Genomic DNA, 13,873 nt, shown 5'->3' on the forward strand with positions numbered 1-13,873 from the left:
GATCGCCTCTCCCGCGTTTCTTCGTTAAGAGCCCGGACGCTAGCGCAGGGCGTCGGACCGGGAAAGCAGAATGTCAAACAAACGTTTTAGTCTCGCCCTGCACGGCGGGGCCGGCGCCAAGCGCGGCCATGACTACACCGTCGAGATCGCCCACATGCGCGGCCTGGTCGAGGCGGCGCGCGACCGGCTGGCCGCCGGCGCGGCGGCGCTGGACGTCGCGGTCGAGACCGTCGTCGCCCTGGAGGCCAGCGGCCTCTACATCGCCGGCAAGGGCGCCTCGCCCAATGCCGACGGCGAATACGAGCTGGACGCCAGCCTGATGTGCGGCCCTACGCTTCGCGCCGGTTCCGTGGCCGCGCTGCAGGGCTTCAAGAGCCCGATCCTGGCCGCCCGGGCGGTGATGGAACAGACACCCAACGTCATGCTGGCCGGCCAGGGCGCGATCGATTTCGCCCGCGACCAGGGGCTGGAGACGGTCGAGGACCCGGAGGCCTGGTTCACCCGCGCCGGGGCCTTCGAGGACAACCATCCGCCGGACGCGCTGCCGACCGGCACCGTCGGCTGCGTGGTCCGCGACGCCGAAGGCCGGCTCGCCGCAGCGACCTCGACGGCCGGCGTGTTCGGCAAGCGGCCCGGCCGGGTGGGCGACAGCCCGATCATCGGCGCCGGCGCCTGGGCCGACGGCTATGCGGCCGTCTCCTGCACCGGCCAGGGCGAATATTTCATCCGCACCGCCGTCGCCGCCCAGATCGCCCACCGCGTCCGCTTCGGCGGCGAGAGCCTGGAGAGCGCCGCGCGGGCGGCGATCCAGGGCGTGGCGGACCTCGGCGGTCACGGCGGGCTGGTCTCGGTGGACAAGAACGGCGCGGTGGCGATGCCGTTTGCGTCGAGCGGTCTGAAGCGCGCGGCGTTGCTGCTGGACGGCACGATCGTCAGCGAAGCGTTCTAGCCTCGCAAATATTTGGTGAAATCGTCTTGAAGCGTCTCTAGGGAAGAGCCCACGCCGTCCGATTATAGAATGGGGTCTCAATGCACAGCCGCGCCGGTCTTACTGCTCTTTCCGAAGATCTCATCGATCTGGATGCGCTGATCGGCGCTTATTACGAGACCTCGCCCGACGTCTCGAACCCCGCCCAGAAGGTGGTGTTCGGCACTTCGGGCCATCGCGGCTCCAGCCTGGACGGCGGCTTCAACGAGAAGCACATCCTGGCCATCACCCAGGCCGTGGTCGAGCAGCGCGCCGCCCAGGGCGTCACCGGTCCGATCTTCGTCGGCCGAGACACCCATGGCTTGTCGGAGCCGGCGTTCCGCTCGGTGCTGGAAGTGCTGACCGGCAATGGCGTCACCGCCCTGATCGACGCTCAGGACGGCTATGCGCCGACGCCGGCGGTGTCGCACGCCATCCTGACGCACAACCGTCAAAACACGGCGCAAGCCGACGGCCTGCTGCTGACCCCCTCGCACAATCCGCCCCGCGACGGCGGCATCAAGTATAACCCCCCCAGCGGCGGCCCTGCCGACAGCGGCGCGACCTCGGCCATCGCCGCCCGTGCCAACGAACTGCTGGCGCAGAACCTTTCCGGCGTGAAGCGCGTGAGCTTCGACGAGGCCCACAAGGCCGCCGGCCGCTACGACTTCCTGGGCCGCTATGTCGATGACCTGCCCAGCGTCATCGACATGGAGGCCATCCGCGCGGCGGGCGTGCGCATCGGCGCCGACCCGCTGGGTGGCGCGGCCGTCGCCTACTGGGGCGTGATCGCCGAGCGCCACAAGCTGAACCTAACCGTGATCAATGACGCCGTCGACTCGCGCTGGGCGTTCATGCCGCTCGACACCGATGGCAAGATCCGCATGGACTGCTCGTCGGCCTCGGCCATGGCCAACCTGATCGAGATCATGAAGGGCGGCGGCGCCTACGATGTCGCCACCGGCAATGACGCCGACGCCGACCGCCACGGCATCGTCACGCCCGACGGCGGGCTGATGAACCCCAACCACTACCTGGCCGCGGCGATCTCATACCTGTTCACCCACCGTCCGGGCTGGGGCGCCGACGTCGCGGTCGGCAAGACCCTGGTCTCCTCGTCGATGATCGACCGCGTGGTGGCGGGCCTCGGCCGTCGCCTGCTCGAGGTGCCGGTCGGCTTCAAATATTTCGTGCCCGGCCTGCTGGACGGCTCGGTCGGCTTCGGCGGCGAGGAGTCGGCCGGCGCCGCCTTCCTGCGCCACGACGGCAGCGTGTGGACCACTGACAAGGACGGCCTGCAGCTGGCTTTGCTGGCCGCCGAGATCCAGGCCAAGACCGGCAAGAGCGCTAGCCAGCTCTATGCCGACCTGACCGCCAAGTACGACGCCCCGTCCTATGCCCGCGTCGATGCCCCGGCGTCGCGCGAGGAGAAGGCGCGCCTCGCCAAGCTCAGCCCCAGCGACGTCTCGGCCAAGACCCTGGCCGGCGAGGACATCACCGCCATCCTGACCAACGCCCCCGGCAATGGCGAGGCGATCGGCGGCCTGAAGGTCTGCACCCAAAACGCCTGGTTCGCCGCGCGCCCGTCGGGCACCGAGGACGTCTACAAGGTCTATGCGGAGTCGTTCCTGGGTCCCGATCACCTCAAGCAAGTCCAGGCCGAGGCGCGCGAGGTGGTGGCCGGGGCGCTCAAGGGCTGAGCCTTCACGCACTTAATTCTTGTCATCCCGGAAAGCCCGCAGGGCTTGTCCGGGACCCAGGGGCCAAGCCCTGCGCAGTGTCCCCTGGGTCCCGGCTCTCCGCTGCGCTTCGGCCGGGATGACAAGCTATTGGGGTCGTTGGAACAACCACCGCCCTAGCCCTCAGACGCTCCAGCGTTTATACGCCCCGCATGTTTGAAGGCCTCTCCCCCCTCGCCCGCGAAGCCCGCTCCTGGCCGTTCGAGCAGGCGCGCGCCACCATCGCCCGCGTTCTGCGCGTGCGCCTCCCCGATCGCGCCGACCAGGAAGCCGCCAAGGCCCTGATCGACGCCGGCAAGGCGGACGAGGCGGTGAAAGCCTATCCGGCGCTCTCCAAGGCCGTGATCTTTGAGACCGGCTATGGTCCGTCGGGCCTGCCGCACCTGGGCACATTCGGCGAAGTGGCGCGCACCACCATGGTGCGCCAGGCCTTCCGCGCGCTGGTCGACGACCACATCCCGACCCGCCTGATCGCCTTCAGCGACGACATGGACGGCCTGCGCAAGGTTCCCGACAACATCGAGAACAAGCAGCCGCTGATCGAGGACCTGGGCAAGCCGCTGACCGTCGTCCGCGACCCGTTCGGCACCCACGACAGCTTCGGCGCCCACAACAACGCCCGCCTGCGCGCGTTCCTGGACGGCTTCGGCTTCGAGTACGAGTTCGTCTCGTCGACCGACTGCTACAAGGGCGGCCTGTTCGACGCGACCTTGCTGACCGCCCTGGAGCGCTTCGACGCCATCCAGAAGGTCATGCTGCCCACGCTCGGCGAAGAGCGCCGCGCGACCTATTCGCCGTTCCTTCCGGTCAGCCCCACCACCGGCAAGGTGCTGCAGGTCCCGACCCTGGAGCGCAATGTCGAGAAGGGCACGATCGTCTTCGAGGACGAGGACGGCTCGCGCGTCGAGGTCCCGGTCACCGGCGGCCACGTGAAGATGCAGTGGAAGCCCGACTGGGCCATGCGCTGGACCGCCCTGGGCGTCGACTACGAGATGTCGGGCAAGGACCTGATCGACTCGGTCAAGGCCTCGGGCGCGATCTGCAAGGCGCTGGGCGGGGTCCCGCCGGAAGGCTTCAACTACGAGCTCTTCCTGGACGAGAACAACCAGAAGATCTCCAAGTCCAAGGGCAACGGCCTGTCGATGGAGGACTGGCTGCGCTACGGCGCGCCGGAGAGCTTGTCATACTACATGTTCCAGAGCCCCAAGTCGGCCAAGAAGCTCTATTTCGACGTCATCCCCAAGGCGACGGACGAATATCTGCAGCAGCTGGACGCCTATCAGCGCCAGGAGCCGGCCAAGCAGCTGGACAACCCCGTCTGGCACATCCATTCGGGCCGCCCGCCGCAATACGGCTCGCCGGTGTCGTTCAGCCTGATGCTGAACCTGGTGTCGGCCGCCGACGCCTCGACCAAGGAAATCCTCTGGGGCTTCCTGTCGCGCTACATCCCGGGCGCCTCGCCGGAGACCCAGCCGCTGCTGGACCGCCTGGCCGGCTACGCGATCAACTACTACGAGGACTTCGTCAAACCGACCAAGACCTTCCGCGCGCCCACCGACCAGGAACGCGCCGCGATGCTGGACCTGCTGGCCAAGCTGAAGGCCATGCCGGCCGACGCGCCGGACGCCGAGCTGATCCAGAACGAGGTGTTCGAGGTGGGCAAGACCCACGGCTTCGACCCGCTGCGCGCCTGGTTCCAGGCCCTCTACGAAGTGCTGCTGGGCCAGAGCCAGGGTCCGCGCTTCGGCTCGTTCGCGGCGATCTTCGGCATCGACCGGACGGTGGCGCTGATCGAAGAGAAGCTGGGCGCCTGATCCCGCGCCCGCGGCGAGACGGCCGCATCCAGATCGGGTTGAGCGAAGCCGCCAAAGCTTCGCTCAACCTCTTCAGGACCATCGGCCACGGCGCTTGGCCAGCCTAGGCGCGAAGGCCCTTTTCCTTGGCGTACTTGTCCCAAGCCACCTGCACCTCGGCCTTGTAGGCCTCGAGGATGTAGATCCACTTGAACTTTTCCTCGAAGCGAACGCGGGAAGCCTTGCGGGCCATCTCCATGCGCGCGGCGTCGCCGATGTCGTTGTCGAGCTTTTCGGCCAGGCCGGCCGCGTCGGCGAAATAAATCTGGTCCGGGCCCGCCACCCATCGATTGTACATGTTGTCGTGGGCGATGATCGCGTTCCCGGCCCCGATGGACTCGACCAGGGACGGGTTGGTCCCGCCGACGCTGTGCCCGTGGCAGTACGCCGCCGCGTAGTAGCGAAGCGCCTTGACCCGCGACTGGTCGTAGATCGCCCCCGGGAACAGGACCTTGCCGTCCCCCGCGGCGATCACCTTGGCGTGGTACGGGTTCTCTTCGGGCTCCAGGCGTCCCAGGCATACGAACTTGTATGCACGATCCTTGCTGGCATAGGCCTCCACCATCGGGAGGATGTTGTTCTCAGGCTCGATGCGCCCGATGGAGATGATGTATTCGCCCGGCGTCAGGCCCATGTCCTCGACCTGCGACTTCTGGGCGTCTTCGATCAGGTCGGCGCCGTACGGGATCATCACGATGTCCGACGCCTTGCGGTGGTGCTGGTGGTGGCGTTCGATCTCGGGATGGTCGGCGATCAACTTCGTCGACGTGATCGCGGCGACCCACTCGTTGATGTACAGCCAGACCCGTCCGTGAAGCGGCCACTTGGCGCGCTTCCATTCGATGCCGTCCATGTTCGTCAGCACGGGCAGGCCGGCCAGTCGAAGCAGCGCGCTGAATACGGCGGTGTTGTACCCGAGCACGAGCATCACCCCGCGCTCCTTCATGGCGTGCTTCACGCACTGCCAGTCGAACTGCATAGTGCCCAGAGCGCCCTTGCCGGCGGCGAAAGACACCCGACGGATGCCATTCCACTCGTCGACGCCCTCTTTGGAAATGTCTTCCGCCTGGCAATAGACGGTTACATCCCACCCCTGTTCGCGCATGTAGAGCGCGAAGCGTTCGGCGAAGGTTTCGAAGCCCCCATGGCTCGCGGGAACTCCACGCGTGCCAAGGATGAAGATCGAGGGCGCGGCGCTCATACTAGATTTCCGCTCCACGCAGCGCCAGGACCGTACGCAGATACTGCCCGTAGGCCGATTTCCCCAGCTTCTCAGCCAACTTCGTCAACTGCGCGTCGTCGATGAACCCCTGGGTGAAAGCGATCTCTTCCGGGCAGGCGATCTTAAAGCCCTGCCGCTTCTCCAGCGTGCGCACGAACTCGGCGGCCTCGATCAGGCTGTCGGGCGTCCCCGTGTCGAGCCAGGCGTAACCCCGCCCCATGATCTCGACCGAGAGCTTGCCCTGTTCGAGATAGATGCGGTTCACGTCGGTGATTTCCAGCTCTCCGCGTGCGGAGGGCTTCAGATCGGCGGCGATGTCGACCACCGACGAATCGTAGAAATAGAGGCCCGTCACCGCCCAGTTCGACTGAGGCGCCTGAGGCTTCTCTTCGATGGAGATCGCCTTCATGTCGTTGTCGAAGGCGACGACGCCATATCGCTCCGGATCCACCACGTGATAGGCGAACACGGTCGCTCCATCCGGACGCGACAACGCACTCCGGAACAGATCCGTCGAGCCGTGGCCGTAGAATATGTTGTCGCCCAGGATCAGCGCCGACGGCGAGCCCGCAACGAAGTCCGCTCCGATGATGTAGGCCTGCGCAAGGCCCTCGGGGTTGGGCTGAACCGCATATTCGATGCTGCAGCCCCACTGCGAACCATCGCCAAGAAGCGCCTGGAAGGATGGTGTGTCGCGCGGGGTGGAAATGATCAGGATTTCGCGGATCCCAGCCAACATCAGAGTCGACAGAGGATAGTATATCATGGGCTTGTCATAGACAGGCATCAGTTGCTTAGAGGTCACCTGCGTCATTGGGTGCAGGCGGGTACCGGAGCCGCCAGCGAGAATGATACCCTTCATAACTTATTTCCTATGCAAACCTGGACCGCCCCTCGAAAGCCCTGCTCTCAGATCGGTCCACCCACCAGTTTATATTTTGATACTCAACCAAATCAGCGACTACCCTTGCCGCTTCCAATTTAGCAAGCAGCTCGCTTGATTGAATATACTATTTTCAGCTTAGACGCTCGATAGAACATCTCTTCGTTGAAGTCAGTCAAAATCCATCGCCAACACGTCCGCCATGTTTTGCTGACACCGCCGATGGATAGCATCATCATCAGTAAACACGAGTCATGTGACTGGATTTCCGTTCACCACTTCCCGTCGGATCTCTTTTCCGCATACGCCGGCGTCGAGACTGCTCATATCCTAAGCCCCTTCCCGCTCCGGCGAACAACACTCAGTCGGTAGGAACCGCGACCTGGGTCCGATTGCGCGCGCCAGTGGCTTCGCGAGGCCGCGTCGGGGCGTTTCTGTCGCGATCCGTATCGCCACGCCCCAGTCGCACCCCGCCCATTCCGTAACCCAGGCTCACGCCGGTGACAAAAAGCAGCAGCTCGTTCGTCAATGGCGCCGAGGCCGTGGAGACGGCGAAGATCAGAACGAAGTTGGCGATGCAGAAGGCCTGAAGGATGTCGCCCCGGGCGCGGGACTTCGACCGGATGCGGAACAGCGGGTACGACACGGCGACGAAGAAGATCGTGTAGAAAGCGAAGCCCAGGACGCCGCCTTCGCCCAGGACCTTCGGCCAGAAGATGTCCTGGAGGAAGCGCGGCAGCTCGCGACTGCCGCCGTACAGGTCGTTCACGCCGTAGGTGTAGTAAACGTAGCTGTATCCGTACTGGTAGGATGGGGCGCTGCCGAAGGTGCCGCCGCCTGTCCCGAGCGGAAAATGCTTCACCGCGATCTCGAGGGAAGCGTCGAACATCCCCGAGCGCACGGTCTTGATGTTACTCATGCCCACGAACATGCTCATGTGATTGAGCAGCGCGTTCCCGACGGGCGTGTACAGAAGCAGGAACATGATCACGAGCCCAAGACCCATGAGCGAGAAGATGATCGTGAAGAAGCCGGCCTTCGGGGGGCGCAGAAGCACGACCAGCCCGATGGCGCACGCGAGCATTTCCTTGATCGACAGCACGCTGAACACGACCGCCGCGAAGAAGAGGCTCAGCCACAGAAACTTCACCCCCCTCTTGGCGCGATAGAGCGCCGCGGACGAGAACGAGGCGATCGTGAACAGCCAGGCGGTTTCCGTGTGGTTCCCGAACAAGCCCATCGGCTGAGGGATGCCCGCCTTGAAGTTCAGCGCGACCCCTCGAATGCTGTGGCCGCCGCGGATGTAGTCCAGGGCCACGAACGGCGTGTCGATGATCGCGATCGCGATGAACGTGAAGAATATGACGCTGAAGACGGCGTCAGGCCGGCTGGTGCGCTTGAACAGCCAGACGAAGGCGAAGGTCATGACCGCGACCTTCGTATCCAGCGCGGCCGCGACGATCGCGGACAGGGGCTGAGGAACGCCCTGGTCGGGTCCGATGATGGCCCCGAGGACCAAGCAAGCCCAATACCCCAGGAGGCCGACGGTCGCCACCTTCTGGCCAGCGTGAATGAACGCGAGCACGGCGAAAGGGATGAGAAGCAGGCACGCCAATTCATCGATGAATGACGAGCCATAGCTGCTTTGCGCAACCAATATGAGATAGTGAGCCGTGATATAGACGCCGACGAGAGCGACGGCGATATTCTGATAACGGAACGAGAGGGGGCGGTAAGTCCTACCGCCCTCAACTTGGCCCGCAGATTGATTGAACATCACTTTCATCTCTCAGACACGCCAAGCCGAACCGTTCGCACGTCGACGAGCGTTCGGCGGATCACACGCCAGCGATCAATTCAGGATCAAGGCGTCGTGGACCTTAGCGTAGTACGATTTGGCCGCCGCGATGAAGATCGAGCGATCGGACTTGGCCAGCCGCTCCACCAACGCCTCCAGTTCACCTTCGGATGCCCGAATATCGACGACGAACTCCGAAAGTCCCAGGTCTCGCATAAGCGCGAAATGTTTTTCTTCGTAAGCCAGCAGCGCCACCTTCGCGCCGCCGCACAGCGCGGCGATGCCGGCGTGCATGCGGGCCGACACCACCGCGTCGCTCTTGGCGCATAGCCGGCAGACGTCGTCGTAGATCTCGGCGTTGACCGAGGACGCGGACTTGCCAAGGGTCCCGAGGGCTCCGATCAGCCCGCCCGACGCCGCCTGGTCGCCGCCGACATGGGTCCCGGCCACGGAGCGGTGCATGGAGAGCAGCACGACAGGCGCCTCCGCGTAGTGGCGCACCAGGGCCTTCGCGAGCCCTTCCTGGAGACGGACCGATTCCTCGGCCTTCAGATAGTCGCTGCCCACCAGCGCCACCATCACGCCGGAGCGCGGCTCCACCTCCTGGGCGGCGGGAGACGCGACATTGAGGAAGGCCAGATCGGGCAGGAGCACGTGGGCGATCCCGCACTTGGCCAGGGCGTCGGCGCTCGACTGGTCGCGCACGCGCCACGTCACCTTGCTGGCGAACAGGCGCGCCGCGTTGCGGAGCAGGGGCCGCGAAATCTCGACGCTCAGAGGCATGGTCTCGACCTTGCAGTCCAGGCGGCCGGCCAGCCACCATGTCCACATCGTCAGCAACGTGTGCTTGACGTACTGGTCACCGAGATACCCGCCGCCGACGGCCACTACGTCCGGCGCCTCCAGATAGAGGCCCACCGCCGGATCCACGATCTTCCAGGCCACGAGCTTGGACGCGAGCGACCGGGCCACGCCGGTCGGCGCCAGCCCAGCCAGGCTGAGCAGGGCGATGGTCCGCGCCCAGACGAACATCAGGCCGAGCTTCGCCGCGCCCTGGCTCTTCAGGAACGCAAGCCTGGAGAAGATCGGCGTGACGAATTTCACATCCGGAAACATGCCGTCGAACGACGCCGGGTCCACGGCCAGGCAGACGCTGGGACGGCCGGGATGACGCTTCTGCGCGATCTCTATGGAGCGACGAACGAGCTCCAGGTCTCCGATGTTCGAGGCGCTGTAAGCTTCAGTAATAAGAAGCGTCATTCTAGGAGACCTCTGCAACTCTGGCATTTTGCATTTTCAGAAGGACGCCGTACCAGATCGCAGCCGCGATGACCGACGTCACGAGTGACCCGATGGCGGCTCCTAACGCGCCGTGGAAGAATGCACCCCCACACCCCAGAGCCAGCCCGATGGGCAGGAGAGCCAAGCGCGCCAGCACGATCTCGCGCCCTCGTCTCAGGGCCTTGATGGCGACAGCCGAAAACGTCGTCAAGGTGATGGGGATCAATGACAGCAGAATGAACGGCAATACTTCCCGGATGGCCGTCCAGCTGTCACCCATCAACATTCGACCATAGGCGGCGGGCAGGAACAGAAGTACCGCCATCCACACGGCGGCGAGCGCGAATACAGGCAGGGAGAACAGAATGACCTGACCGCTCAACCCCTTTTCGACCGCTTCCCGGCGCGACCAGGTCGGCAGCAGGAAAGCCGGTAGCGACGCCAGCAGGATGCGGAACGGCCCCACCAGCGTATCGGCGCCCCGCAGCGCGGCCGTGGCGACGGTCCCGGTCACGGCGGTGGCGACCAACAGGGTTCCCTGGATCGTCGCGACGCCGAGAAGATAGTCCATTCCGAACTGCCGGCCGAGCTTCCAGCCCTCGCCCAGGGAGAAGGCGCTCTTCTCCTCGCCATGCGCGAGACGGCTGAAGACATAGGGCAGGAGGAGGATCGGGCCGGCCAGCGCACCCAGGGCCCAGGCTCCCAGGAACAGCTCCGGGGACGGCTTGTACGCCAACGGAACAAGCACCATCAGGATGATCTGGCTCGCGGAACATATCGCGTCCGAGAGCAGTGTCTGGTCGGGGCGCTCCGCGGCGATACAGATGAACCTGCAGGCGTCCTGCAAGAACGGCGCGAACAGCGCCAGCAACACCGCCGTGGCGATGGTGAAGCCGCCGGAGAACCCGATGACGGCGGCGACGATGACGGCGAAGGCCAGCCCCGCGCCCAGCGCGATCATCAGGATGAGGGAGACGTACTTCTTCAGGAGGCCGCGTTCGCGGTGCTCCTCCGCCAGGATGAGAAGGGGCTCGCAGAAGGTGGACCTCTGGAGCCCGACGATCAGGGTCGCCGCGGTGAACACGAAGGCGAACACGCCGAACTGCGCCGCGGGCAGGTTTCGCGCGGCCAGGATGTTGGCCGCGAAGGTGGCGCAGCTATAGACGCCCTGGTCGAGGGGAATGAGGAGCTTTCGAACGCCGCGGCGCTGCAGCAGGGCTTTGAACATCAACGCCCGCCCAGCAGGTCGCTGTAGATGTTCTGGATGGATCCATAGTAGGCGCCGTCCGAATAGCCTTCGCTGGCGAGCGCCTGGCACGCCTTGCCCATGTCGGCCAGCTGCGATGCGGGCGTCTCCCAGGCGGCGGTGAGCGCCGCGGCCAGATCATCGACATCGCCGGATTCGAACTCCCAGCCCGTCTGGCCAGGGATGATCATTTCCGGGATGCCCCCGATGCGGGCCCCGACCAGCGGCTTGCCTCGGCCGAACGCCTCGATGACGCTCATCGGGCCGTTCTCGTACCACTCGGACGGCAGCACGATCGCCTTGGCGCCGTCCACCACGTCCCACAGGTCCTGCCCCGAGCGGAAGCCCAGGAACTCCACCGGCGCGCCGAGGGACTCCGCCAGGGCCTGAAGCTCGTCGCCTTGAGGCCCGCGACCGGCGATCTTGACCGGAACGCCGGATTTGGCGGCCGCCTTGATCAGCGTCGCCAAGCCCTTCTCCCGCGAGAGGCGCCCAAAGAACAGTATATATTCGCCGGCCTGAGGCACGGCATTGTGCTGACTGACGTCCACGAAGTTCCGGACGTGAACGATCTTTCGCGGATCCCAGCCCCACTCGATGAGCTTTTCGCGGTAGAAGTTACTCGGCGATACGATGACATCCACATTGTTCGCGTACATTTTCGTGAACTTGTGGACGGCGGACTCGACCATGATCAACGAACTGGCCGCCAGGCTGCCCTTGATGCAGCGGTTGGTCGCCACGTTCCAGACCTTGCCGCCCTTGCACCGCTCGCAGACTCCGTCGTGGGTCAGCATCGTATAGGCGGGGCAGGCAAGCTTCAGGTCGTGCGCCGTCAACACGACGGGAATGTTCCGTCGCTTCAGTTCTGCGAGAACGGAAGGTGACTGGTGATGATAGACACTGTGGACGTGCGCGATATCTATCTTGCGAGTATCCAGGAGGCTGGAAATCTTCTTCCTTGCCTCAACCGAATAGATAATTTTCGCTGCCTGAGAAAGCGAATCAAGGACCGATCGGCTCTTTCCGTAATCTATCTCATCAGCAAAATAGATATCATCTTTGTCAGGAATGTTTTCCGCATGATGCATCGAGAAGAAGGTGTTTTCCCACCCCATCTTCTCCATCAGGTAGGCATGATTCAAATAGACGACGTCCGCGCCACCCCGAGCATAGTGGTACGCATTTATCGACAACAGATGTCGCGCAGCTTCACTCGAGCTGGACCTATCAGCAAAATCCGCCAACGTCATTGCCAGTCTACTTAAATTTAGAGTTCCAGTTCATGCGGCCTTGAACATCTACTAGTCCGCACATTGCTGCATAGCTGCGCCGCATTAATGATTTATTCCCGGCCACAACTCTGAGAATTGACGCTCGGAGCAATGTCTTTCGCTTCCGGCGACCTTCTTAGTTTGCAATGCAGCATCCGGTCCGGTTAGGTCAAGTGACGTTTCTTCCGTCCGGGCCTTCTTTAGAGTTAACGGCAATAAGATGAACAACTGCGGCGGGAACTAGCCAATGCGTGAATTTTATGTGAGCGCGGAAGGTGACGATCAGAACAATGGCACATCTCCATCGTCCCCCTGGCGCAGCCTTCAGAAGGTCAATTCGACTATCTTCCTGCCAGGGGATCGAATTCGCCTTCGCTGTGGCGACACCTTCTACGGCGCCGTGAACATTCGCACCGCGAACGCGACGCCGTCCGCGCCGTGCGTCCTCGGCGCCTATGGCGGCGACATCCGCCGGCTGCCCATCATATCCTGCTACAAGGTCATAAAGCCCGGCGCGTGGGACAACGTCTCCGGAAGCATCTGGCGCACGAACATAAACGACACCCAGTCCGTACAAGGCAACATATGGACCACTGGCGCCAGCGGAGCCAATATAGGCTCACTGAAGGTCGGGAATAATTTCTACACCAACAAACGCAACAGCTTGGAAGAGCTCGCTTCAGACTGGGACTTTTTCTCGGACAGCCAATCCTTCCTCTATGTTCGCAGCAGGCAGCATCCCGCCGATCAAGGCGGAAAGATTCTCGCCGCGCCGCAAACGGTCGCGATCGGCGGCGCCGGGAACATGCAGTACCAGCACCTGGAGATCGTCGGATCCGGCGGACACGGCGCCCGATGGGCCGGCAAGTCCGGGATAGACATGGAATTCTGCCACCTGCACGAGATCGGCGGCAGCGGCCACGCCGGAGCCCAGCGCTACGGCAACGGCGTGGAAATCTGGGTCGACTGTTCGAACATCAATGTTTCGAACTGCCTTATCGGCGACGTCTACGACGCCGCGACGACGATCCAGGGCTATCCGGTCGCCACGCCGGGATCGGGCTGGAGCAACATCCGCCTGGACGACAATTTCGCCTACCGATGCGCCCAGGCCTTCGAAGTCTGGGCCCGCTTTGGCGCAAAACCCGGCGCAGGCGCCTGCCCCGAAGGCTCGGGCTTTCACGCTGTCACGGCCTTGCGCTGGAATCTCTTCGATATCGGTTACGGGAGCTTCGCCGACAGGCGTTCGTCGCGGAGCGAGGTCGCGCCCTTCCTGATCTACGGCGTCGAAACCCCTGTCGTCGATATCCAGGTCTCCGTCGCCCAGATGAGGAACTGCGGAGATCGCCTGATCGCCGCGCCGCGCCTGAGCCGCTTGCCCGGAGGCTACAGGCTGGACGACAGCCGCCTAACCCTGAGGCCCAACCAGCAACTCGATACGGTCAGCGGCATGACCACGAAAAGCCACAGGGCCTGGCTTCAGGCCAAGGGCTTCTCACCCGAGACCACGCTGACAATAGAAGCCAATCCCAAGATAACGGACCGGGAAACGGTCAAAAATCTTTGGATGAGTCATGTGGTAGCGCTGTGACCTTGTATATGGATGAGCG

The 13,873-nt window shown here is 63.9% G+C and carries 10 protein-coding genes and 1 pseudogene; 4 read left to right on the forward strand and 7 right to left on the reverse strand.

Translation table 11 applies throughout. The features are described from left to right. The first annotated feature begins 70 nt into the window (after window positions 1-70). Complete coding sequence (locus tag AC07YH_RS13480) at window positions 71-949, forward strand: isoaspartyl peptidase/L-asparaginase family protein (RefSeq protein WP_494747496.1); 879 nt, start codon at window positions 71-73, stop codon at window positions 947-949. 80 nt (window positions 950-1,029) lie between these two features. After that, the gene (gene pgm / locus AC07YH_RS13485; protein ID WP_494747497.1) at window positions 1,030-2,667 is read left to right on the forward strand and encodes a phosphoglucomutase (alpha-D-glucose-1,6-bisphosphate-dependent); all 1,638 of its coding nucleotides are present in this window, start codon (window positions 1,030-1,032) and stop codon (window positions 2,665-2,667) included. 12 nt (window positions 2,668-2,679) lie between these two features. Here pgm and AC07YH_RS13490 read toward each other — a convergent pair. After that, window positions 2,680-2,818, reverse strand: a pseudogene (locus tag AC07YH_RS13490) (hypothetical protein). A gap of 40 nt (window positions 2,819-2,858) precedes the next feature. On the opposite strand from AC07YH_RS13490, the gene AC07YH_RS13495 reads away from it, so the two are divergent. Beyond that, window positions 2,859-4,520: a lysine--tRNA ligase gene (locus AC07YH_RS13495; RefSeq protein WP_494747498.1), complete on the forward strand. Its 1,662-nt coding sequence runs from the start codon at window positions 2,859-2,861 to the stop codon at window positions 4,518-4,520. 103 nt (window positions 4,521-4,623) lie between these two features. Here AC07YH_RS13495 and AC07YH_RS13500 read toward each other — a convergent pair whose 3' ends face one another. The 6 genes from AC07YH_RS13500 to AC07YH_RS13525 form a co-directional block, all read right to left on the reverse strand. After that, a complete protein-coding gene (locus AC07YH_RS13500; protein ID WP_494747499.1) occupies window positions 4,624-5,760 on the reverse strand; it encodes a DUF1972 domain-containing protein in 1,137 nt (378 codons plus the stop codon). Between the two features lies 1 nt (window position 5,761). After that, window positions 5,762-6,643, reverse strand: a complete 882-nt coding sequence (rfbA, locus tag AC07YH_RS13505; protein ID WP_494747500.1) for a glucose-1-phosphate thymidylyltransferase RfbA — start codon at window positions 6,641-6,643, stop codon at window positions 5,762-5,764. Between the two features lie 382 nt (window positions 6,644-7,025). Beyond that, the gene (locus tag AC07YH_RS13510; protein ID WP_494747501.1) at window positions 7,026-8,450 is read right to left on the reverse strand and encodes an O-antigen ligase family protein; all 1,425 of its coding nucleotides are present in this window, start codon (window positions 8,448-8,450) and stop codon (window positions 7,026-7,028) included. 66 nt (window positions 8,451-8,516) lie between these two features. Beyond that, a complete protein-coding gene (locus AC07YH_RS13515; RefSeq protein WP_494747502.1) occupies window positions 8,517-9,722 on the reverse strand; it encodes a polysaccharide pyruvyl transferase family protein in 1,206 nt (401 codons plus the stop codon). A gap of 1 nt (window position 9,723) precedes the next feature. Continuing rightward, the gene (locus AC07YH_RS13520; protein ID WP_494747503.1) at window positions 9,724-10,971 is read right to left on the reverse strand and encodes an MATE family efflux transporter; all 1,248 of its coding nucleotides are present in this window, start codon (window positions 10,969-10,971) and stop codon (window positions 9,724-9,726) included. Further along, window positions 10,971-12,242 carry a glycosyltransferase gene (locus AC07YH_RS13525; protein ID WP_494747504.1) on the reverse strand — a complete coding sequence of 424 codons (1,272 nt, stop codon included), beginning with the start codon at window positions 12,240-12,242 and terminating at the stop codon, window positions 10,971-10,973. The genes AC07YH_RS13520 and AC07YH_RS13525 overlap by 1 nt, the downstream gene beginning before the upstream one ends. Before the next feature lie 268 nt (window positions 12,243-12,510). Between AC07YH_RS13525 and AC07YH_RS13530 the strand changes: the two genes are divergently transcribed. Next, entirely contained in the window at window positions 12,511-13,854 is a 1,344-nt protein-coding gene (locus AC07YH_RS13530; RefSeq protein ID WP_494747505.1) for a hypothetical protein, read from the forward strand. The last annotated feature ends 19 nt before the right edge of the window (window positions 13,855-13,873 follow it).

Source organism: Caulobacter sp. GW456-12-1-14-TSB4 (genome assembly GCF_059424195.1).

Bases quoted from the DNA above. Each gene is read 5' to 3' on its own strand.
- AC07YH_RS13480 (WP_494747496.1), top strand. From the start codon at position 71: ATGTCAAACAAACGTTTTAGTCTCGCCCTGCACGGCGGGGCCGGCGCC.
- pgm (WP_494747497.1), top strand. From the start codon at position 1,030: ATGCACAGCCGCGCCGGTCTTACTGCTCTTTCCGAAGATCTCATCGAT.
- AC07YH_RS13495 (WP_494747498.1), top strand. From the start codon at position 2,859: ATGTTTGAAGGCCTCTCCCCCCTCGCCCGCGAAGCCCGCTCCTGGCCG.
- AC07YH_RS13500 (WP_494747499.1), bottom strand. From the start codon at position 5,760: ATGAGCGCCGCGCCCTCGATCTTCATCCTTGGCACGCGTGGAGTTCCC.
- rfbA (WP_494747500.1), bottom strand. From the start codon at position 6,643: ATGAAGGGTATCATTCTCGCTGGCGGCTCCGGTACCCGCCTGCACCCA.
- AC07YH_RS13510 (WP_494747501.1), bottom strand. From the start codon at position 8,450: ATGAAAGTGATGTTCAATCAATCTGCGGGCCAAGTTGAGGGCGGTAGG.
- AC07YH_RS13515 (WP_494747502.1), bottom strand. From the start codon at position 9,722: ATGACGCTTCTTATTACTGAAGCTTACAGCGCCTCGAACATCGGAGAC.
- AC07YH_RS13520 (WP_494747503.1), bottom strand. From the start codon at position 10,971: ATGTTCAAAGCCCTGCTGCAGCGCCGCGGCGTTCGAAAGCTCCTCATT.
- AC07YH_RS13525 (WP_494747504.1), bottom strand. From the start codon at position 12,242: ATGACGTTGGCGGATTTTGCTGATAGGTCCAGCTCGAGTGAAGCTGCG.
- AC07YH_RS13530 (WP_494747505.1), top strand. From the start codon at position 12,511: ATGCGTGAATTTTATGTGAGCGCGGAAGGTGACGATCAGAACAATGGC.